Here is a 19,917-nt window from a genome sequence, read left to right as displayed (position 1 = left end):
TCACCAACCTGGCACCCGCCGATGCCAGCGGCATCATCGACAAGCTGAACGCCACCAAGACGCCCTACAAGCTCGCCGCGAACGGCACCTCGATCCTGGTTCCGCAGAAGGACGTCTACGACCTGCGGCTGAACATGAGCGCGGCCGGCCTGCCGTCGTCCGGGAGTTCCGGTTACAGCCTGCTGGACCAGGAGGGCATCACCACCTCGGAGTTCAAGCAGCACGTGGACTTCCAGCGGGCCCTGGAAGGTGAGCTGAGCAAGACCATCAAGTCGATCAGCGGTGTCCGCGACGCCGCGGTGCACCTGGCGATCCCGCAGCAGAGCGTCTTCACCGACGGCAACCAGAAGACCACCGGATCGGTGCTGCTGACGACCGACCCCGGCGCCTTGCTGACCTCCGGCCAGGTCCAGTCGGTGGTCAACCTGGTGTCCTCCAGCGTTCCCGGCCTCACCGCCGACCAGGTCAGCGTCTCCGACGCCAGCGGAAAGGTGCTCTCGGTCGCAGGCGACGCCACCAGCGGAGCCGCCGCCGACGCCCGGACCGAGGCGATCGCCCAGTACAACAAGCGAACCAGCAGCGAGGTACAGCAGATGCTGGACCGGCTGGTCGGCGCCGGGCACTCGGTCGTGACTGTGAACGCCGACCTGGACTTCGACAAGAACAACACGGTGTCCGACAGCTACGTCTACGCCAGCGGCATCCCGCCGCTGTCGGAGGCGAGCACCACCGAGACCTACGGTGCCGGGCAGAACGGCGCCGGTGGGGTGCTCGGCGCCGCCTCGCCCAGCCCGTCCGCGGCACCCAGCGCCAGCGCTGCCGGCGGTTACCGCAAGACCACCACCACCCGGGACAATGCGGTGGGCCGGCGCACCGAAACCCGTGACTCCACGCCCGGCAAGGTGCGCACGCTCAGCGTGGCGGTGCTGCTGGACAAGAACGCCCCGCCGGTGGACGAGGCCCAGGTGCGGCAGCTGGTCAGCTCGGCAGTCGGGCTGGACCCCAAGCGCGGGGACTCGCTGGCGCTGGCCACCGCCGCGTTCGACACCTCAGCCGCGGCTGCCGCGCAGAAGGCTGCCGACCAGGCGGCCTCGGCGGCCTCGGCGGCCAAGCGCAACGCCGAGATGATCTCACTCGCCAAGACCGTACTGGTGGTGCTGCTGGTCCTGATCGTGATCGTGGCGACCATGATCGCCAGCCGGCGCCGGCGACGCGACGATCCGGCCGACGACCTGGACGCCTTCCTCTCCACGCTCAACAACTCACCGGGTTCGCTGCCGCCGGCTCCGCGCGACATCGTGCCGCCGCAGAGCCAGGAAGCCGTGAACAACGTTGCCCGCCAACGCGATCTGGCCGAGATGGCCGACAGTCAACCGCAAGAGGTCGCCCGGTTGCTGCGTACCTGGCTGAACGAGAAGGAGAACTGACGATGGTCGAGACCCTGGCTACCGTGTCCTCGATCGGCACCAGCCTGGCGGCCGCGGCCGCGGCCGCGGCTGCCGCCGAGCCCAGCCTGACCCGCGGCATGACCGGCCGGCGCAAGGCCGCGGTCCTGGTCCTGCAACTGGACCGGGAGGCCTCGTCGAAGGTGCTCAACCAGCTTTCCGAACGCGAACTGGAAGAGGTGGTGGCCGAGATCGCCCGGGCCGGCGACGTGCCGTCCGAGGTGTCGGCGGCCGTGCTGCGCGAGTTCGGCGTCATGCGGGTGTCCGGGGACGCGATGGTCCGCGGCGGCATCGAGCAGAGCCGTGCCCTGCTGCGTGCCGCGGTCGGTGACCAGCGCGCGGACGCGATCCTGGACCGGTTGTCGGGAACGATGTTCGACGTACCGTTCAAGTTCCTGCAGAACGCCGACGCCCGGCAACTGCTCAACTTCATCTCCGACGAGCACCCGCAGACGATTGCCCTGGTACTGGCGCACGTTCCGGCGCCGCTGGCGTCGAAGGTGCTCGCCGGTCTGGGCGTCGACCTGCAGGCCGACGTGGCACACCGGATCGCCACCATGGATCAGACCACGCCCGACATCATCCACCAGATCGAGGCGAACCTGCAGCGCCGGATGGCCAACCTGCTGGTGCCCTCGGAGCTGTCCGCCGTCGGCGGCGTGCAGCCGCTGGTCGACATCATCAACCGGGCCGACCGGGGCACCGAGAAGCTGATCATGGAGGGTCTGGAGGAGCGGGACCCGGTGCTGGCCGAAGAGGTCCGCAGCCGGATGTTCATGTTCGAGGACCTGATCAACCTGGAGGACCGCGCGGTCCAGCTGGTGTTGCGCCAGGTGGAGACGGCCAACCTGGCCATCGCGCTCAAGGGTGTGGCCGGCGTGGTGCACGCCAAGATCATGGCCAACATGTCCGAGCGCGCTGCCACCAGCCTCGCCGAGGAGATCGAGCTGCTCGGCCCGGTGCGGGTGCAGAGCGTCGAGGAGGCCCAGACCGAGGTGGTGCGGGTGATCCGGGAGCTGGAGGAGTCCGGCCAGATCATCGTCCGGCGCGGCGAAGAGGACGAGTTCGTTGCCTAGTCCCTCTGGCGGCATCGGCGGCCTGACCTTCGACTTCGCCAGCGACGCCGGGGTGCCCGACCAGCTGGTCGAGCAGGCGCGCGCCGAGGCGCGGGCGGTCGGCTATGCCCAGGGCTGGGCACACGGATTGCGCGACGCGGCCGACTCGCAGGCCGGCGAGCGGGCCGCGGCGAACGCTGACCGGGTCACGCTGCGCGACCGTCAGCAACAGCAGGTGGCCTCGGCGTTGCAGGCCCTGCAGGCAGCCGCGGCGGACCTGCGGCAGAGCACCATGAGCATCACCGACGACATCGAGGACCAGATCCTGGCCGCCGCGGTGGAGATTGCCGAGGCGCTGCTCGGGCGCGAGCTGCGCGATCCCGAGGTCGCCGCGCCGGCCGCGCTGGCCCGGGTACTGCGACTCGCTCCGGCCAACGAGCCGGTCACCGTCTGGCTCCACCCGGCTGACCACCGCACCCTTACCGCACCGAACGGAACGGCTTTGATCGGCTCCGTCGAGGGCGCCACCGGCCGCGGCCTGACGTTCGAGATCGATCCCGAACTGCAGCCCGGTGACGCGCGCGCCCGGTGCGGCAGCACCAGCATCGACGCCCGGCTGGCGGCCGGCGTGACCCGGCTGCGGGAGTACCTGAGCCGATGAACGCCACCACTCTCGCCTCCGCCCGCGGCCAGCACCGGCTCGCCGAGTTGACCGAACTCGCCGCCCCGCGGATCTATGGCTACGTCTCCCGCGTCGTCGGGCTCTCGATCACCGTCTCGGGCCTGACCGGCCGGATCGGTGACCTGCTCATGATCGGGGAGGGTCCCCAGGCGGTGCTGGCCGAGGTGGTCGCGGTCGACCTTCAGAACTGCACCTGCCTACCGCTCGGCTCGCTGGACGGGATAGGCAACGGTGACCGGGTCGCCGCGACCGGTGGCCCGTTACGGGTGGGCGTGGGAGCGGGCCTGCGCGGCCGGGTGCTCGACGGTCTGGGCCAGCCGCTGGACGGACGGCCGCTGCCGCCCGGCCTGGACCGGGTGTCGGTCGAGATGGCGCCGCCCGCGGCGCTCAGCCGGCGGCGGGTGGATCAACAACTCCCTTTGGGTGTCAGGGCAATCGACTCACTCATCAGCGTCGGTCGCGGCCAGCGGGTCGGGATCTTCGCAGGCTCCGGCGTCGGGAAGTCCAGCCTGCTGTCGATGATCACCCGGGGCACGAGCGCCCAGATCACCGTGGTCGCCCTGATCGGCGAGCGCGGCCGCGAGGTTCGGGAGTTCCTGGAGAACGACCTGGGCCCGGACGGCCTGCGCGACGCCGTGGTGGTGATCGCCACGTCCGACCAACCTCCGATGGTCCGGCTGCGCGCTGCCTACGTGGCGACCCGGATCGCCGAGTGGTTCCGCGACCAGGGGCAGGACGTGCTGCTGTTGATGGACAGCATCACCCGGCTGGCCACCGCCCAGCGCGAGATCGGGCTGTCCGCGGGTGAGCCACCGGCCTCGCGTGGCTACCCACCCTCGGTGTTCGCGTTGATGCCCCGGTTGCTGGAACGAGCCGGCGGATCCGAGCTCGGCTCGATCACCGGCCTCTACACCGTCCTGGTCGAGGGCGAGGACCACAACGAACCGGTCGCCGACACCGCCCGGTCGATCCTGGACGGCCACATCGTGCTGGACCGCCGGCTGGCCACCGCCGGGCACTTCCCGAGCATCGACGTGCTCGAATCGGTGTCCCGGGTGATGACCGCGGTGACGACGGCTGAGCAGCAGCAGCTGGCCCGCCGGGCCAGGCAACTGCTCGCCGCCCGCCGCGACGTCCGCGAACTCGTCGAGATCGGCGCCTACGTCGCCGGCACCAACCCGCGCGCTGACCAGGCACTGGCCAGCTGGCCGCAGCTGGAAGCCTTCCTGCAGCAGGACATGAGCGAGCAGAGCAGTGCCGAGTCGGCCTGGGACGCGCTGCGCGCGATCCTGCCGGCCGCACCCGCTGCGCCTGGCGGGCCCGCTGCACTCACCGGACCCGCCGCGCTCAGTCGACCCGCCGGGGTTGCCCGATGAGCGGCCGCGACTGGATCCCGACGGTGCTGCGCGCCAGGCAGGCACAGGAGGACCTGGTGGCTCAGGGACTGGCGGTCGCTCGCCGCGACGCCGGCCTGGCCGCGGACCAGCATGCCGAGCAGGCCGCCCGGGTCGCGGCGATGGTGCTGCCGGAAAGCCAGAGCGTGCCGGCCTTCCACGCCTCGTTGGCAGCCCAGCAGGCGGCCGCCGCCACGCTGGCGGCCGCCCGGAACCGGGTGCTGTTCGCCGAGGACCGGGTTGCCGGCAAGATCGCCGAGCTGACCGCTGCCGCCCGATCCCGCCGAACCGTGGAGAAGCTGCACGAACGCCACCAGGACGAGCAGGCCAGCGCCGCCTCCGACATCGCGCAGCGAGAACTCGACGAGGTCTCGATCGGCCGGCACGGCGCTCGGCTGCGGAAGGCATCGCCATGACCGTCGAGATCTCGGGCATCGACTCGGTGCTGGCCCGGATCGCCCAGATCCAGGCGAGCATCGCCGGCACCCACCCAGCTGTCGCCCCGGCTGTCACCTCGCGACCTGCCGCCGTCAACACCGCCTTCCGCACCGCGCTCAATGCCGCCTCAGCGTCCGCCGGTACGAATGCGGCTCCCCTCGGCGGCAGCGCGGCATCCCTTGCCGGCAGCGCGGCCTTCCTTCCCGGCAGCGCGGCATCCCTTGCCGGCAGCACGGCTCCGGGCTTCGCCGCCGTGATGGCCGGCATCCGGACCAGCCAGCCGGCTGGCTCGGACGTCGTGACCGCAGCCGAGAAGTACCTCGGCGTCCCCTACGTCTTCGGTGGCAGCACGCCGTCCGGCCTGGACTGCTCCGGGCTGGTGCAGCGTGCCTACGCCGACCTCGGCATCTCGCTACCCCGGATCGCCGCCGACCAGGCGCACGTCGGCACCGCGGTGCCCGGCCTGGCCCAGGCCCGGCCCGGCGACATCCTGGCCTTCGGCGAGCCCGCCCACCACGTGGCCATCTACCTCGGTGGCAACAGGATGATCGCGGCGCCGGAACCCGGTGACAAGGTCAAGATCCAGAGCGTCTACGAGACCCCGGCCAGCATTCGGCGGGTGATCCCGTCAGCCACCGGTGTCACCGGCCCGAGCCTCGGCGCGTCCAACGCGCAGGTTTCGGGCCTCAGCGCGTACGCCGGCATGTTCAGCCAGAACGAGGCGCGCTACCAGCTACCGCAAGGACTGCTCGCGGCGGTCGCGCAGACCGAGTCGGGTGGCAACCCGGCGGCGGTGAGCCCGGCGGGTGCGCAGGGCCTCATGCAGCTGATGCCCGCTACCGCCCAGGGGCTCGGCGTGAATCCGTGGGAGCCGGCGCAGGCCGTGCAGGGAGCGGCGCAGTTGCTGTCGAAGTACCTGCACGCCTTCGGCTCGGTGCCGCTGGCACTGGCCGCGTACAACGCGGGCCCAGGTGCCGTCGAGCAGTACGGCGGAGTTCCGCCCTACCGCGAAACGCAGAACTACGTCACCAAGATCACCGGACTGATGGCAGGGAGGGTTGGCTGATGGCGCTTATGATCACCACCGCGAGCAGCGGCGGGTTGTCGGGGATCGCCCCCGCCGAGCAGCCGGGATCTGAGAGCCCGTCCGGCGCTGCTGGTCAAGCCGGGGATGCCTTCGCCGGCGTGCTGGCCGGCATCGGAGAATCCAGCTCTCGGGATGGACGCCAGGCTTCGGCGCACGAGCACGCGGGCGGCCGGACGGCCGATCCGGCAGACCTCCGGTCCGAGGCACACCTGCCTGCCGAGTTGGCCGGCGCCGACCTGGCGATGCTGGCCATGCTGGGACCGGCACTGCCCGCCTCCACCGACGCGCTGATCAGCTCGGGCAGCACCGCGGCCGCGGAGTTCGCCAAGGCGGAATCCGGTGCTGGCACCGTCGCGCCGGTAGGCGATGCCGGCCCTGTCGGCGCTTCCGCGGCGGTGACCGGCCCTGCGGAGCAGGCTGCCGCGCCGGCTCAGCAGGCAGCGGCCGCGCGTCCGATGCAGGCGGTGACCGCCCAGGCAGCCGCCGCGGCGGCCAAGGCAGCCCGGATGGCTGACGCCGGCGTACCCGGCCCGGAGACTCCGGTGCCCGGCCCGGAGACTCCCGTGCCCGGCCCGCAGGTCCCGGTGCCCGGCCCGGTCACCGGTACCGACGCTGCGCACAGCCACGGTCCGGTGAACGCGCTCGGCCCGAGCAAGGCCGCCGATCCTGCGATGGCGGCGGCGTCGGCGCCGATCTTCGAGCTGGCCCGCGCGACCCAGGCGACCGCGGCTGCCGATCCGGTGACCGGCACAGCCGGCACACCATCCGGCGCCCCCCATTCCACCTCACCGGTGCCGGCCACGGTCACCGTGCCCGCCGGTGCCACGCAACTCACCGGCACGCCCGTGCCGGCCGTCGTGACGCTGCCCGGCGCCGCGACGGCAACCGCCACGGCCATCGCCACGACGGCCATCGCCACGACGGCCATCGCCACGACGGCCGGCGCCGCCGAGCCCGCCGATACCAAGCCAGCACGTGCCAAACAAGCAAGTGCCGAGCCCGCCGGTGCCGAGGCAGTGGACGCCGCTGCCACCGACGCGCGCCGGGCGAGTGGCAGCGCGGACGGATCGGCCACCGGGATGCTGTCCGGCACGCATGCGCTCCACCACCGCTCGGCTCGAGGCCCCGGCGCTTCGGACGAGGTGCCGCGCGACCAGCCGGCGATGTCGGGGAAGGTTGCCGAGACGGCGCCGGTCAGCACCGGCGTGCCCGCTGAGCCGGCGGCCGTAACAGCACCGGGCGGCAATCCCGCCGCACCGGCCGGTAATCCTTCGGTATCGGCAGTGCACGCTCCAGCAGTTGCACCCTTGGCGGCTGGCCAGTCCAGCCTGCTCGGTTCGGAGCCGGCCTACCGGCACCCGGCAGCGGAGCTACCGCTGGCCCGCCAGGTCGCGGGCCCGGTGCTGGCGCTGCGCGCCCGAGGTGACGGCAGCCATCAGCTCATCGTGGCACTGCATCCGGCGGAGCTCGGACCGGTCAACGTGCACGTCCGGATCGAGGGCAACCTGATGACGATCCAGCTTGCCAGCACTAGTGAAACGGCTCACGACGCGTTGCGTGAGGCGCTTCCGCAGCTGCGTTCGGAACTGCAGTCCTCCGGTTTGAGCTCGGCGTCGGTGTCGGTCGACCTGACCGCTGGCGGCTCGGCCGGCTCCGGCGGGTCAGGTGCCTTCGCGAGCCCCCGCCAGGGCGCCGCGGAGCCGGGCAGGCCGGCTGGAGCAGTATCCATCGCCGACCCGGTGCCGGCCGCGCCGCGACACCGTGGCACCGGCGGCCGGAGCAGCACCCACTCCAGTGCCGGCCTGGACCGGTGGCTGTGAACACCTCAGAACAGGAGAGCAGATGACACAACCAGTGTCCTCGGTCGCCACCGGGCTGCCGGTCGCACCGAATCCGGCCATCGAATCAGGTGACAACACCAAGCTGAGCTCGAAAGCCTTTCTGCAGCTGCTCGTTGCGCAGTTGCAGTACCAGGATCCGAGCAAGCCGGTCGACACCTCGTCGTTCATGAACGAGACGGCCACCCTGACCCAGGTGCAGTCCTCGGAGCAGACCGCACAGGTCAGCCTCGACATGCTCGCGGCACAGCGCGCCCAGACCGCCAGCAGCCTGGTCGGGCACACCGTCTCCTACATCGGTGCCGACGGCCAACCGGTGACCGGCTACGTCTCGGCAGCAACCATCTCCACCGCCAAGCCGACCCTGAAGATCGGAACGGCCGATGTCGACCTGAGCCAGATCCAGCAGGTGCTGGCCACCGGCACCCCGTGATACGCCGCCCGCCGAGGGCTACCCGAACAGTCCCCACCAACCCCTGATCGAAAATCCATTCCTCCGAAGGAGAACCCCCATGCTTCGCTCGCTGTTCACCGGCATCTCGGGCCTGCGGGCCCACCAGCAGATGCTCGACGTCACGTCCAACAACATCGCCAACGTCAACACCGCCGGCTACAAGAGCTCCTCGACGGTGTTCGAGGACACCCTCAGCCAGACCATCTCCGGTGCCGGTGCCCCGGCAGGCGTCAACGGCGGCACCAACCCCACCCAGGTGGGCCTGGGTGTGCAGCTGGCCGGTACCTCGATCAACTTCTCCCAGGGCTCCAACCAGTACACCGGACGCACCAGCGACCTGCTCATCAACGGTGACGGCTTCTTCGTGCTGAACAACGGCGGCCAGCAGACCTTCAGCCGGGCGGGCTCGTTCAGCCTGGATTCGGCCGGTCACCTGGTCGCACCGGACGGGGCCATCGTGCAGAGCGCGACCGGCGGTGACCTGGACCTGTCAGCGCTCAGCAGCGGCACCTACAAGTCCTGGAGCGTCACCACGTCCGGCGTGGTCAACGGCGTGGACGCCACCGGAGCCACCACGGCGCTGGGCACCATCGCCATGGCCACCTTCGCCAACCCCGGCGGGCTGATGAAGAGCGGCGACTCGCAGTACCAGGCCAGCGCCAACTCCGGCGCCGCCCAGATCGGTGCACCGAACACCGGTGGCCGGGGCAGCCTGACGCCGGGATACCTGGAGATGTCCAACGTCGACCTCGCCGCGGAGCTGACCAACCTGATCATCTCCGAGCGGGGTTTCCAGGCCAACTCACGGGTGATCACCACCTCCGACGAGGTGCTGCAGAGCCTGATCAGCCTGAAGAACTAAGCACCGCCGAACACGGGCCCGCTGCCTCGCAGCGGGCCCGTGTTCGTTGGGCCACGGTGCTGCCCGACACCGGCCGGCAGGTGTCCCGGGCGCTCAGAAAACCGGCGTCCGTGCCGATAAGTAAAGCCAAGGAGGACCCACGGACGGGTCCTGGCGAACACCTGGATGGATCCGTTGATACTGCTGCGCCGGTTGGGTGGACCTGTGTTCACTCTCAACCCAGACCTGATCGAACGTGCCGAGGCGACGCCGGACACCGTGGTGACCCTCATCGGCGGCAACAAGTACGTGATCTGCGAGTCGCTGGACGAACTCGTCGAGCTGATCCGTGAGTACCGGGCCCGCATCATCGCCAGCGCCGAAGCCATGACGTCCGAGTCCACCCCGCACGCCGACGCCGGTCCGGCCCACCCCAGCGGTCACGCCCGGATCCGGGTCCTGTCAGCTGCCGTCTCGCCGGGCCAGCCGCCCGTGGTGCCGATCCGAAGGACGGATTCCTGATGGACCCCGCATTGATCATCGGGGTCGTCCTGGCGATCGTCGCGATCGTCGGCTCGGTGACGATGGAAGGCGGCAGCATCGGGGCGATCTTCCTGATCCCGCCGATGATCCTGGTGTTCGGCGGCACGATCGGAGCCGCTGTCGCGGGTGCGGTGATGCGCGATGTCAGCTCGCTGCCCAAGCAGCTGATCAGGGCGTTCACCGCCAAGACCCCGAAGACCGACGACGCGGTGGAGGTACTCGTCCGGCTGGCCGGCCGGGCCCGCCGTGAAGGCCTGCTGGCGCTGGAGTCCGAAGCCGAGCAGGTGGAGGACGAGTTCCTGCGCCGCGGCCTGCAACTGGCTATCGACGGCACCGATGCCGAGGAGGTGGCGATCATCCTGTCGACCGAGGTCGACACCAAGCGTGCCACCGACCGGGCGGCGGCCAAGCTGTTCGCCGACATGGGCGGCTATGCCCCGACCATCGGCATCATCGGAACGGTGCTCGGCCTGGTCAAGGTGCTGGGGCACCTGTCTTCGCCCGCCAAGCTGGGCGCCGAGATCGCCAGCGCGTTCGTCGCCACGCTGTGGGGCGTGATGAGCGCCAACGTGTTCTGGCTGCCACTGGCCAACCGGCTCAAGCGGGTCAGCGAGGCCGAGTGCGAGCAGATGGAGCTGATCATCGAGGGCATCCTGGCGATCCAGGCCGGCGCCAACCCACGGCTCATCGAGCAGAAGCTGCAGAGCCTGCTGCCGGCGAGCAACCGGACACCTGAGCGGGACGTCGCCTGATGAGCGCCCGACGCTCGCCCGCCGCCCGCCGCCGTGGTGGCGGGCATGCGGAGGAGCACGAGAACCACGAACGCTGGATGGTCACCTATGCCGACATGCTGACGCTGCTGCTGGTGCTGTTCATCGTGTTGTACGCGATCTCGCAGGTGAACACCTCGAAGTTCTCCGAGCTCAAGAGCAGCCTCGCCTCGGCGTTCAAGAACGGCCAGCCCTCGGTGCTCAGCGGCGGCAGCGGAATCGTCAACGGAGACTCAGCGGCCCAGCAGGCCAATCCGAACCTGCCGGTGTTCTCACCGGTCCAGCCACAGGCAAGCAAGGCGACCCCTGCCCAGGACCGGCAGGCCGCCCAGCGCGAGGTCGATGAGTTCAAGGAGATCGAAGCCGCCATCAAGGTGTCGCTGCACAAGCACGGCCTGGACGGCAACGCCGAATTCAGCATCGACGAGCGCGGCCTGGTGGTCACGGTGGTGACCAACGAGCTGGTGTTCTCCGGCAACAGCGCGGTACTCGAGCCCGAGGGCGCGGTCATCCTGAATGCGGTGCTGCCGCCGTTGCGGCGGGTCACCAACGAGGTCCAGGTCGACGGTCACACCAACCAGCAGAACGTCAGCACCGCCCCGTACCCCAGCGGCTGGGAGCTCTCCTCCGCCCGCGCCTCCTCGGTGGTGCGGTATCTGGTGACGCACGGGCCGATCGCGGCCAGCCGGTTGAGCGCGGCCGGATTCTCAGACCAACGACCGCTGGTGCCGGCCAGCGATCCGCGCTCGATCACCCGCAACCGGCGGGTCGACATCGTCGTGCTGTCCAAACTGCCCGCCGGTGTCCGCAGCCAGTTGCCCGCGCTCGGAAAGAGCGCCGGCAATGGCTGAGTTCGGCCCAGCCGGGCACTTCCCACCATGTCAGAGCAGGAGTTCCTCATGACCATGACCGCGACCGAGCGGCCTGACCGGATCGCCAACGAGGTCGCCACCAAGAATGCCAAGGGTGGCGCCAAGGGCGGCCCGGGCGATACCGGCAAGGCCAAGGGCAAGCAGCCGGGCAAGAAGAAGTCCAAGAAGATGAAGATCATCGTGCTGAGCGTGGTGCTGCTGATGCTCGGTGGTCTGGCCAAGTTCACGGTGTTGGCACCCTCAGCACCGGCCGGAGATGCCAAGCCGGTGCCCGGGCACGTGGTGGCGATGACCGACATGACGCTCAACCTGGCGGGCGGGCACTACCTGCGGATCAAGCTCGCCCTGCAGACCGTAGAAGGGACACCGGAAGAATTGGACACCAGTGAGGCAGCGCAGGCCGTGATCGATCAGTTCAGTGACCGCCCGGTGGCGGAGTTGACCGGTGAGGCGGCGCGGTTGAAGGCGAAGACCGAACTGCTCGGCAAGCTCCAGAAGGTCTATCCGAAGCAGATCATGGACGTCATCTACACGGAGTTCTTCACGCAGTAACCGACTTCCGCACGCTTCACGTCTCGCTTCCGGGCCTACCGCCCCGAAGATCTCAGCTGACCGGAGTTCCTCAGGTCTGCCCCGCTGCGGCCGAACGTTGTTCTGTGGCAACTTCTCCTTCGGCGCATATCGCACCGGTTCGCAGGCTCGTTCGGCGATCCGCCGAAGGCGAGGATGAGTCCGGAGCGGTGCCCTACGACTTCCGCCGGCCCACCAAGCTGTCGCGTGATCACGTCCGCGCCCTCCAGATGTGTTATGAGACCTACGCCCGGCGGGTGACGACGCTGCTCACCAGTGGCCTGCGGCAGCTCTGCCAGGTCCACCTGGTGGCCATCGAGCACCAGAGCTACGAGGAGTACATCGCCACCCTGGCGCCTACCACCATCCTCTCCGTGCTGGACATGGGCCCGTTGCCGGGCACCGCGCTGTTGGAGTTCTCGGTGCCCACCGCCCTGGCTTGCGTGGACTACCTGCTCGGCGGCCCGGGCGGCGAGCAACCGACCCGGCAGCTCACCGACCTGGAGAGCGGCCTGCTGCGCAACCTGATCGAGCAGATGCTCTCGGTGCTGCGCTACGCGGTCGAGCCGACCATCGGCCTGGACCCGGCGCTGCGCAGCATCGAATTCAACCCGCAGTTCGTGCAGGCCGCCGGCGCCTCTGACGGGGTCATCGTCGGGTCGTTCCAGATGCGGGTCGGCAACCAGGTCTGCGTCTCGACCTTGTGCATTCCGTTCGCCTCGCTGCTGCCACGGCTGCAGGTCGGCAAGGAAGGGCGCATCCAGACCGCCGGTGAGCAGCAGGCCGAGCAGCAGGCCGCTCGCCAGGTACGGGCGGCACTGGGCAACGTGCCGGTCGAGGTATCACTGAGCTTCCAGCCGGTGCAGTTGACCCCGAACGAGATCGTCCGGCTCGAACCCGGTGACGTGATCAACCTCAGGCACCGGGTCACCACGCCGCTGGTCGTGCAGTCCGGCGGGATCACCTTCGCCCACGCACTCGCCGGGCGGCAGGGCAGCCGGCTCGCCGGGCTGGTTGTCAGCAACGACAGAAGGAAGAACCCGTGACCCAGACCATGTCGACGAGCGAGCTCGCCCGCCAGGCGGCGCTGGCCGCCCTGGCGAACCTGCCGATCTCTGACCCGCTGGAACCGGGTGAACCCACCAGCGACCTCAGCCAGCTGCGCTTCGACGGGGTCGCCGTGACCGCGCGGTTCACCGGCAGCCGCAGCGGGGACGTGCTGATCGCGGTGGAGCGTGCGCTGACCGACGCCCTGCAGAACTCGCCGCTCGGTGCCCTGGACGTCTCGGCGGCGCTGGCCCCGGCACTGGCAGCCGCGGCCGGAGCGACCGGAACCGTGATGACCGGGCCGGGCCAGTCGCTGGATCCGGCGACCGCGCTGGCCGCGCTGCTCGGCAAGCCCGACGCATGGGTGGTTCCGCTTCTGCATCAAGGGGTTCCGCGGGCACTGGTGGGCGTCGTGATCACGGCTGCGCCGACCCCGGCCACGACGCAGACCCCGCACTACCCGAGCGCGGAAGAGCTGCGCGCCGGCGGTGCTGCCGGCGTGCCCGGCCCCCGGACCGCGCTGCGTAACGGCCTGGACCTGCTGCGCGACGTCAGCATGGACGTCACCGCCCAGATCGGCAGCACCCGGATGACGATCAGCGAGCTGCTCGCCCTCAACGAGGGGGCGGTGGTGGAGCTGGACCGGGCTGCCGGCGCACCGGCTGACCTGCTGGTCAACGGCCACCTGATCGCTCGCGGCGAGGTGGTGGTGATCGACGAGAACTTCGCCCTGCGGATCACCGAGATCGTCACCGACGAGACGGTGCCCCCCCGGTCGTGAACACCGTTGCCATCATCGGCCGGATGCTGCTCGCCCTGGTCTTCGTGCTGGGTGTGATGTGGCTGCTGGCCCGCTGGGCCCGCAAGCCGATGGGTGGCAAGACCGATCGGGTGATGACGGTGCTGGCCCGGCAGCAGCTGAGCCGGACCTCCTCGGTCACGGTGCTGCGGGTGATGGACCGGGCGCTGGTGCTCGGCGTCACCGAGCAGGGCGTTCAACTGCTCACCGAAACGGACCTGACGGCGATCGAGGACGCCCTCGTCACCGAGGCCGGAACGAGCCGGAGCTGGACCCGGATGATCTCCAGCGGCGATCCGGCCGCAGACGGCGGAGCGGACGTCGCCGAACCTTCCACCACCACCCGGCCCGAACTTGCGGCCCGGTCCGAACTTCCGTCCCGGTCGGGAGGACGGCGGCAGGCCGGCCGGCGGCAGGTGGCGGCGGGGTCACGCAGCATCGACGGATCGGTGCTCTCACCCAAGACCTGGCGCCAACTGGTCGGTGCCGCTCGCGAGCTGACGGTGCGGCGATGAGACGGTTGCTGGTGCTGCTGGTCCTGGCCGCCGGCTTGTTCGGTGCCGGGCTGCTGGCGGGTAGCGCCCCGGCCGTCGCAGGTCCGCTGGCGGCAACGGCGTCCCAGCGCTCGGCCGCGGTCCTCGACACCGCGGTCCTCGACACCGCGGTCTTGCCGGCCACCACCCAGGGCGGTGTCACGCGACTGGTTCCGAAGCTGGCACCGGTCGGGCCGACCGCCCCGAAGGGCCCGACCGGAACCGTCAACCTCGACATCAATCCCAAGCCCAGCACGTCGGTGAGCATCCTGCTGCTGCTCACGCTGCTGTCGGTCGCGCCGTCGATCCTGCTGCTGATGACCAGCTTCACCAAGATCTTCGTGGTGCTGGGCCTGACCCGGAACGCGCTGGGACTCAACGGCGTGCCGCCGAACCAGGTGCTGGCCGGGCTGTCGCTGTTCCTCAGCCTGTTCATCATGAGCCCGGTCGTGAAGAAGGTGAACGAGCAGGGCGTGCAGCCCTATCTGCACAACACCAAGAGCCAGTCCGTGGCGTTCAAGGACGGCATCGCGCCGATCCGGGACTTCATGCTGCAGCACACCCGCTCGGAGGAGATCGCGCTGATGCTGCGCGCCGGGCACCTGCCCAACCCGCCGACGCCGGACAAGCTCGAACTCACAACGCTGATACCGGCCTTCGTGCTCTCCGAACTTCGCTCCGCGATGATCATCGGTTTCGTGGTCTACATACCGTTCCTGATCATCGACATGGTCGTCTCGTCCTCGCTGATGTCGCTGGGCATGATGATGCTGCCGCCGGTGTCGGTCTCATTGCCCTTCAAATTGCTGTTGTTCGTGCTGGTGGACGGTTGGGGACTGATCATCAACGCCCTGGTCACCAGCTACTCCACCTAGCTACTCCACCCAGAGCTACCACTACCCAGCTACCACTACCCAGCTACCACTACCCAGCGAGACCGGCCCGCACCGTCGGACCGGCACCACCAGCACGCTACCGATCGACCCCAGAGGAGACAGAGCCGCGTGACCGACACCGCGATCGTGCACCTGGGCCTGCAGGCGATGCTGCTCACCTTCGAGCTGGCCGCACCGACGCTGCTGACCGCGCTGCTGGTGGGCTTCGGCATCTCGCTGTTCCAGTCGGCGACCCAGATCCAGGAATTCACGCTGTCCTTCGTGCCCAAGGCGATCGCGGTCGGCATCGCGCTGCTGCTGTCGGGCAGTTGGATGATGCACTCGATGGTGACCTTCACCGAGCAGCTGTTCAGCCAGATCCCGAGCCTGATCGGCTGAACCCGGCGTGAACATCGAGCTGGGCACCGCGAGCGTCGTGACGCTGCTGCTCGCCTCGATCCGGATCACGGCCTGGCTGGCGGTGGCACCGCCGTTCGCGACCGGCGGGGTGCCCCGGACGGTTCGGTTGATGCTGGCCGTCGGCCTGGCGCTGGCGGTCTCGAACACCGCCCGCGCGCATGCGCCGGCCGCCGAACTGGGCCCGCTGGTCACCAGCGCGGTCGAGCAGTTGCTGATCGGCGCCTCGCTCGGCTTCCTCACCCGGCTGCTGTTCAGCGCTGTGGAGGCGGCCGGCGCCCTGATCGACCTGACCGGTGGCTTCTCCCTCGCCTTCGCCTACGATCCGCTGTCGGCCTCGACGACGTCGGTCTTCGGCAAGTTCTACGGGCTGCTGGCCACCACCCTGATCTTCGCCACGAACGCGCATCTGGTCATCCTGCAAGGCTTCCTGCGAACGTTCAGCTCCTTGCCGCTGGATGGCACCATGTCACTGTCGCACCTGGACACCGAGCTGGTGCACGGGTTGACCGGGATGTTCGTGGCGGCCCTGCAGATCGCCGCACCGCTGATCGCGGTGCTGTTCCTGGCCGATGTCGCGCTCGGCCTGCTCAGCCGGATCTCGCCACAGCTGAATGTCTTCCAGGTCAGCTTCCCGCTCAAGATCATGCTGACCCTCGGCCTGGTCGGGCTCGGCTTCGCCACCATGCCCAGGATCGTCACCCAGCTCGGCAGCACCGCCGCATCGCTGATGATCCGGATCGGTACCGGCTGATGTCGGGCAAGCCGGCGGGGGAGAGGACCGAGAAGGCCACTCCGCGCAAGCTGAAGAAGGCCCGGCGGGACGGCCAGATCGGCCATACCCCCGAGGTCGGTTCCTGGCTCAGCGTGCTGGCGGCAAGCTTCGTGCTGCCCGTGGTGGCGCGCTCGTTGATGGACGATGCCCGCACCACCTTCGTACAGATCGGCTCGATCATCCACACCCCGGACACCGGCCGGGCGCTCGCGCTGACCCGCAGCGCGCTGATCTCGGCGGTGCTGGCGACGGCACCGCTGGCAATCCTGGTGCTGCTGACGTCGGTGGCCTCGGCGGCGATGCAGGGCGGCATCTGGATCGCACCCAAGCTGCTGGCCCCCAAGCTGTCCCGGCTGAACCCGCTCAGTGGCCTGAAGCGGATGTTCGGCCCTCAGGGGGTCTGGCAGCTGCTGAAGTCACTGGGCAAGCTCGCGGTGCTCACGGCCGTCACCTACTACTCGGTGCGTGAGCTGGTGCCGACCCTGATGGCCTCCGGATCGCTGCCGCTGGACTCGGTGCTGACGACCACGACCCGGGCGGCGCTGCGGCTGGTACGCCTCGGCGCCGGCGCCGGACTGTTGCTGGCCTTCGTCGACATCGCGGTGGTGCGCAGGCGCAACAACAAGCACTTGAAGATGACCAAGCAGGAGGTCAAGGAGGAGATGCGCAGCAGCGACGGTGACCCGTTGCTGCGCGGCGCCCTGCGATCACGCGCGCTGGCCATCAGCCGCAACCGGATGATGGCCGACGTGCCGACCGCCGACGTCATCATCGTCAACCCGACCCACGTGGCGGTGGCGCTGCGCTACGACCCGGCCCGGGGCGCGCCGCGAGTGGTGGCCAAGGGTGGCGACCATGTCGCGGCCCGGATCCGCGAACTGGCCGAGCGGAGCCGGGTGCCGATGGTCGCCGACATCGCGCTGGCCAGGACGCTGTACCAGACCTGCGAGATCGGCCAGGAGATCCCGGCGGACCTGTACCAGGGGGTGGCGACCGTGCTGGCATTCGTGATGCGCCTGAAGCGGCGGGGTTCGGCGGCCGGCATCCATCGGATGCAGCAGGCCTGAGCGCCCGGTGCGGCGTCCCGCGGCAGCACGTGTCCCGCGGCAGCACTACCCACGCGGAGGCCGCCTGCCCGACCAGCTACCGGTCCGACCAGCTACCCGGTCCGACCAGCTGGTGCTACCAGCGGTTGGGGTCGTTGCGGATCACATACTTGCGAAAGAAGACACCGGTGCCCCCGCACAGCTCGCCGTCCCGGCGCTGAAAGTGCACCATGTCGGCGGTATCCGCCGGCGTGAACGTCTGGTTGCACCGATCGCAGCATGCTTCTCTGAGATCGGGGTCCAGCCGCTTCCGGTTGGACTCTGACATCGGTATCTCCTTCGCCCCTGCTTTTGTACGCACCCTCCTACATCGGCCTCCGGCCGCCGCGGATTAGCCATTACCGGGTTGGGCCCGGCTCAGGTCGACCCCGCCGGTGCCGATAGAACCACTGCCAGGACGGTGACAAGCCGCGGACCACGGACCGGTCCGCACAGCAGGACAGCTAGCTGACCTTGTCGCCGCGATGAGCTTGTAGGTGTGCGTGAATTCCAGACGGTTGAGCCAACTGGCGGTGCCGATCGGCGTCGTCGCCATCATCCTGATGATGGTGGTGCCGGTCCCGTCCGCGGTTCTCGACTTCCTGATCGCCCTCAACATCACCGGCGCGCTGCTGATCGTGCTGGTCAGCATGTACGTCCAGCGGCCCCTGGACTTCTCCAGCTTTCCCTCGTTGTTGCTGGTGGCAACCCTGTTCCGGCTCGCCCTCAACATCTCCGCCACCCGCCAGGTGCTGGGCAAGGGTTACGCCGGCCAGGTGATCAATGCCTTCGGGCACTTCGTCATCGGTGGCTCGCTGGTGATCGGGCTGGTGATCTTCGCGATCCTGCTGGTGATCCAGTTCGTGGTGATCACCAACGGTGCCGGCCGGGTCGCCGAGGTCGGTGCCCGGTTCACCCTCGACGCGATGCCCGGCAAGCAGATGGCCATCGACGCCGACCTCAACTCCGGCCTGATCGACGAGAGCGAGGCGCGCCGGCGCCGGATCGAGGTCGCCTCCGAGGCGGACTTCTACGGCTCGATGGACGGTGCGTCGAAGTTCGTCAAGGGCGATGCCATCGCCGCGATCATCATCACGGTGATCAACCTGGTCGGCGGCATCGCGATCGGCATCCTGTCCCAGCACCTGTCGGTGACCGAGGCGGTGGCCAAGTACAGCCTGCTCAGCGTCGGTGACGGCCTGGTCTCCCAGATCCCGGCGCTGCTGCTCTCGGTGGCCACCGGCCTGATCGTGACCAGGGCCAGCGGGTCCAGCGACCTGGGCACCGCGGTGGCCACCCAGCTGAGCAGCCAGCAGCGTGCCATGCAGATCGCCGGTGGCGCGGCCCTGGCGCTGTGCCTGGTCCCGGGGCTGCCCAAGCTGCCGTTCCTGGTGGTCGGCGGGGCATTGCTGATCACGGCCCGCCGGATCGCCGCGACGGCGAAGGCGGAGGAGGCCAAGCTCGGCGGCCCGGTGGCCGCAGTTGTGCTGCCTAGCGTGGACAGCGCCGAGGCGATCCTGGAGGACCTCGCGGTGGACCCGCTCGAGCTGGCACTGTCCTCGGACATGATCACCCTGGTCGACGGGATCGGGGCCGACCTGCTGGACCGGGTCCGCGCGCTGCGCCGCAAGCTCGCCCTGGAACTCGGCGTGGTGATGCCGCCGGTCCGCACCCGGGACAACTTCGACCTGCCCGCCTCGACCTATGCCATCAAGCTCAACGGCGTCGAGGTGGCGCGCGGCCAGGCGCCGGCGGGAACCGTGCTCGCGATCGGCGACGGCCTGGAGAACCTGCCCGGCACCGCCGGGTCCGAGCCGGTATTCGGCTTGGCGGGCAAGTGGATCGGCACCGAGCTGCGCGGGCAGGCCGAACTGCTCGGCGCCACCGTGGTGGACCGCTCGTCGGTGATCATCACCCACCTGTCCGAAGTGGTGCGCAACCACGCCAGCCGGCTGCTCGGCCGCGAGGAGGTGGCGGCACTGACCAAGTCGATCAGGCGAACCCACCCGGTCGTGGTCGAGGACCTGACCCCGGCGATGTTGAGCCTGGGCGAGATCCAGCGGGTGCTGCATGCCTTGCTGGAGGAGGGCGTCCCGATCCGTGACCTGGTCCGGATCTTCGAAGCGCTGTCGCTGGCGGCTAAGGCCGGTACGGAGCCGGACCGGCTCGTCGAGGCGGCCAGGCTGGCGCTGGCACCGGCCATCACCGCCGCGCAGACGGTCGGCGGCACGCTGTCGGTGCTGATGCTCGATCCCCGGATGCAGCAGAGCCTGCTGGAATCGGTCCGTCCTTCCGACACCGGTGTTCAGCTGCTGCCCGGCCCGGACCTGGTGGAGGCCCTGGTCACCGACACGGCGCGGCAGTACCAGCTGATGCTCGAACGGGGAATCCGCCCGG

Annotated in this window: 22 protein-coding genes; 21 read left to right on the top strand and 1 reads right to left on the bottom strand. The window is 69.6% G+C overall.

The window, feature by feature from the left end; translation table 11 throughout:
* The 20 genes from fliF to VF542_RS19165 all read left to right on the top strand — a co-directional run.
* On the top strand, window positions 1-1,427 hold a 1,427-nt coding region (gene fliF / locus VF542_RS19260), incomplete at its 5' end, for a flagellar basal-body MS-ring/collar protein FliF (protein ID WP_408653319.1).
* A gap of 2 nt (window positions 1,428-1,429) precedes the next feature.
* A complete protein-coding gene (gene fliG, locus VF542_RS19255) occupies window positions 1,430-2,521 on the top strand; it encodes a flagellar motor switch protein FliG (RefSeq protein WP_408653318.1) in 1,092 nt (363 codons plus the stop codon).
* Window positions 2,514-3,161 carry a FliH/SctL family protein gene (locus tag VF542_RS19250; protein ID WP_408653317.1) on the top strand — a complete coding sequence of 216 codons (648 nt, stop codon included), beginning with the start codon at window positions 2,514-2,516 and terminating at the stop codon, window positions 3,159-3,161. The genes fliG and VF542_RS19250 overlap by 8 nt, the downstream gene beginning before the upstream one ends.
* The gene (locus tag VF542_RS19245) at window positions 3,158-4,558 is read left to right on the top strand and encodes a FliI/YscN family ATPase (RefSeq protein ID WP_408653316.1); all 1,401 of its coding nucleotides are present in this window, start codon (window positions 3,158-3,160) and stop codon (window positions 4,556-4,558) included. The genes VF542_RS19250 and VF542_RS19245 overlap by 4 nt, the downstream gene beginning before the upstream one ends.
* Window positions 4,555-4,992 carry a hypothetical protein gene (locus tag VF542_RS19240; RefSeq protein WP_408653315.1) on the top strand — a complete coding sequence of 146 codons (438 nt, stop codon included), beginning with the start codon at window positions 4,555-4,557 and terminating at the stop codon, window positions 4,990-4,992. Before VF542_RS19245 ends, VF542_RS19240 begins: the two co-directional genes overlap by 4 nt.
* Complete coding sequence (locus tag VF542_RS19235; RefSeq protein WP_408653314.1) at window positions 4,989-6,080, top strand: transglycosylase SLT domain-containing protein; 1,092 nt, start codon at window positions 4,989-4,991, stop codon at window positions 6,078-6,080. The genes VF542_RS19240 and VF542_RS19235 overlap by 4 nt, the downstream gene beginning before the upstream one ends.
* The gene (locus VF542_RS19230; RefSeq protein ID WP_408653313.1) at window positions 6,080-7,921 is read left to right on the top strand and encodes a flagellar hook-length control protein FliK; all 1,842 of its coding nucleotides are present in this window, start codon (window positions 6,080-6,082) and stop codon (window positions 7,919-7,921) included. The genes VF542_RS19235 and VF542_RS19230 overlap by 1 nt, the downstream gene beginning before the upstream one ends.
* Window positions 7,922-7,943: 22 nt before the next feature.
* Entirely contained in the window at window positions 7,944-8,372 is a 429-nt protein-coding gene (locus tag VF542_RS19225; protein WP_408653312.1) for a flagellar hook assembly protein FlgD, read from the top strand.
* A 79-nt stretch (window positions 8,373-8,451) separates the two neighbouring features.
* Window positions 8,452-9,255, top strand: coding sequence for a flagellar hook-basal body complex protein (locus VF542_RS19220; protein ID WP_408653311.1), 804 nt, complete (start codon window positions 8,452-8,454; stop codon window positions 9,253-9,255).
* 204 nt (window positions 9,256-9,459) lie between these two features.
* A complete protein-coding gene (locus VF542_RS19215; protein WP_408653310.1) occupies window positions 9,460-9,756 on the top strand; it encodes a flagellar FlbD family protein in 297 nt (98 codons plus the stop codon).
* On the top strand, window positions 9,756-10,529 hold the full coding sequence (locus tag VF542_RS19210) for a flagellar motor protein (RefSeq protein WP_408653309.1): 774 nt from the start codon (window positions 9,756-9,758) through the stop codon (window positions 10,527-10,529). Before VF542_RS19215 ends, VF542_RS19210 begins: the two co-directional genes overlap by 1 nt.
* Window positions 10,529-11,398, top strand: a complete 870-nt coding sequence (locus tag VF542_RS19205; protein WP_408653308.1) for a flagellar motor protein MotB — start codon at window positions 10,529-10,531, stop codon at window positions 11,396-11,398. The genes VF542_RS19210 and VF542_RS19205 overlap by 1 nt, the downstream gene beginning before the upstream one ends.
* A gap of 48 nt (window positions 11,399-11,446) precedes the next feature.
* Window positions 11,447-11,971, top strand: a complete 525-nt coding sequence (locus VF542_RS19200) for a flagellar basal body-associated FliL family protein (RefSeq protein ID WP_408653307.1) — start codon at window positions 11,447-11,449, stop codon at window positions 11,969-11,971.
* A gap of 188 nt (window positions 11,972-12,159) precedes the next feature.
* Window positions 12,160-13,035: a flagellar motor switch protein FliM gene (locus tag VF542_RS19195; protein ID WP_408653306.1), complete on the top strand. Its 876-nt coding sequence runs from the start codon at window positions 12,160-12,162 to the stop codon at window positions 13,033-13,035.
* Complete coding sequence (fliN, locus tag VF542_RS19190; RefSeq protein ID WP_408653305.1) at window positions 13,032-13,817, top strand: flagellar motor switch protein FliN; 786 nt, start codon at window positions 13,032-13,034, stop codon at window positions 13,815-13,817. The genes VF542_RS19195 and fliN overlap by 4 nt, the downstream gene beginning before the upstream one ends.
* On the top strand, window positions 13,814-14,350 hold the full coding sequence (locus VF542_RS19185; protein WP_408653304.1) for a FliO/MopB family protein: 537 nt from the start codon (window positions 13,814-13,816) through the stop codon (window positions 14,348-14,350). The genes fliN and VF542_RS19185 overlap by 4 nt, the downstream gene beginning before the upstream one ends.
* Window positions 14,347-15,243, top strand: a complete 897-nt coding sequence (gene fliP, locus VF542_RS19180) for a flagellar type III secretion system pore protein FliP (RefSeq protein ID WP_408653303.1) — start codon at window positions 14,347-14,349, stop codon at window positions 15,241-15,243. The genes VF542_RS19185 and fliP overlap by 4 nt, the downstream gene beginning before the upstream one ends.
* Window positions 15,244-15,372: 129 nt before the next feature.
* Window positions 15,373-15,642, top strand: coding sequence for a flagellar biosynthesis protein FliQ (gene fliQ, locus VF542_RS19175; RefSeq protein WP_408653302.1), 270 nt, complete (start codon window positions 15,373-15,375; stop codon window positions 15,640-15,642).
* A gap of 7 nt (window positions 15,643-15,649) precedes the next feature.
* On the top strand, window positions 15,650-16,414 hold the full coding sequence (locus VF542_RS19170; protein ID WP_408653301.1) for a flagellar biosynthetic protein FliR: 765 nt from the start codon (window positions 15,650-15,652) through the stop codon (window positions 16,412-16,414).
* Window positions 16,414-17,502, top strand: a complete 1,089-nt coding sequence (locus tag VF542_RS19165; RefSeq protein WP_408653300.1) for an EscU/YscU/HrcU family type III secretion system export apparatus switch protein — start codon at window positions 16,414-16,416, stop codon at window positions 17,500-17,502. Before VF542_RS19170 ends, VF542_RS19165 begins: the two co-directional genes overlap by 1 nt.
* 115 nt (window positions 17,503-17,617) lie before the next feature.
* Here VF542_RS19165 and VF542_RS19160 read toward each other — a convergent pair whose 3' ends face one another.
* Window positions 17,618-17,809, bottom strand: coding sequence for a hypothetical protein (locus tag VF542_RS19160; RefSeq protein WP_408653299.1), 192 nt, complete (start codon window positions 17,807-17,809; stop codon window positions 17,618-17,620).
* A 214-nt stretch (window positions 17,810-18,023) separates the two neighbouring features.
* Here VF542_RS19160 and VF542_RS19155 point away from each other — a divergent pair.
* Window positions 18,024-19,917 (top strand): flagellar biosynthesis protein FlhA (locus tag VF542_RS19155; protein WP_408653298.1); only part of this gene is annotated, 1,894 nt, incomplete at its 3' end.

This window comes from Jatrophihabitans sp., assembly GCF_036389215.1.
In the GTDB taxonomy this organism is placed as follows: domain Bacteria; phylum Actinomycetota; class Actinomycetes; order Mycobacteriales; family Jatrophihabitantaceae; genus Jatrophihabitans_A.
The sequence above is the reverse complement of the archived record's forward strand: the minus strand, read 5'-3'. Positions and strand labels throughout refer to the sequence as shown.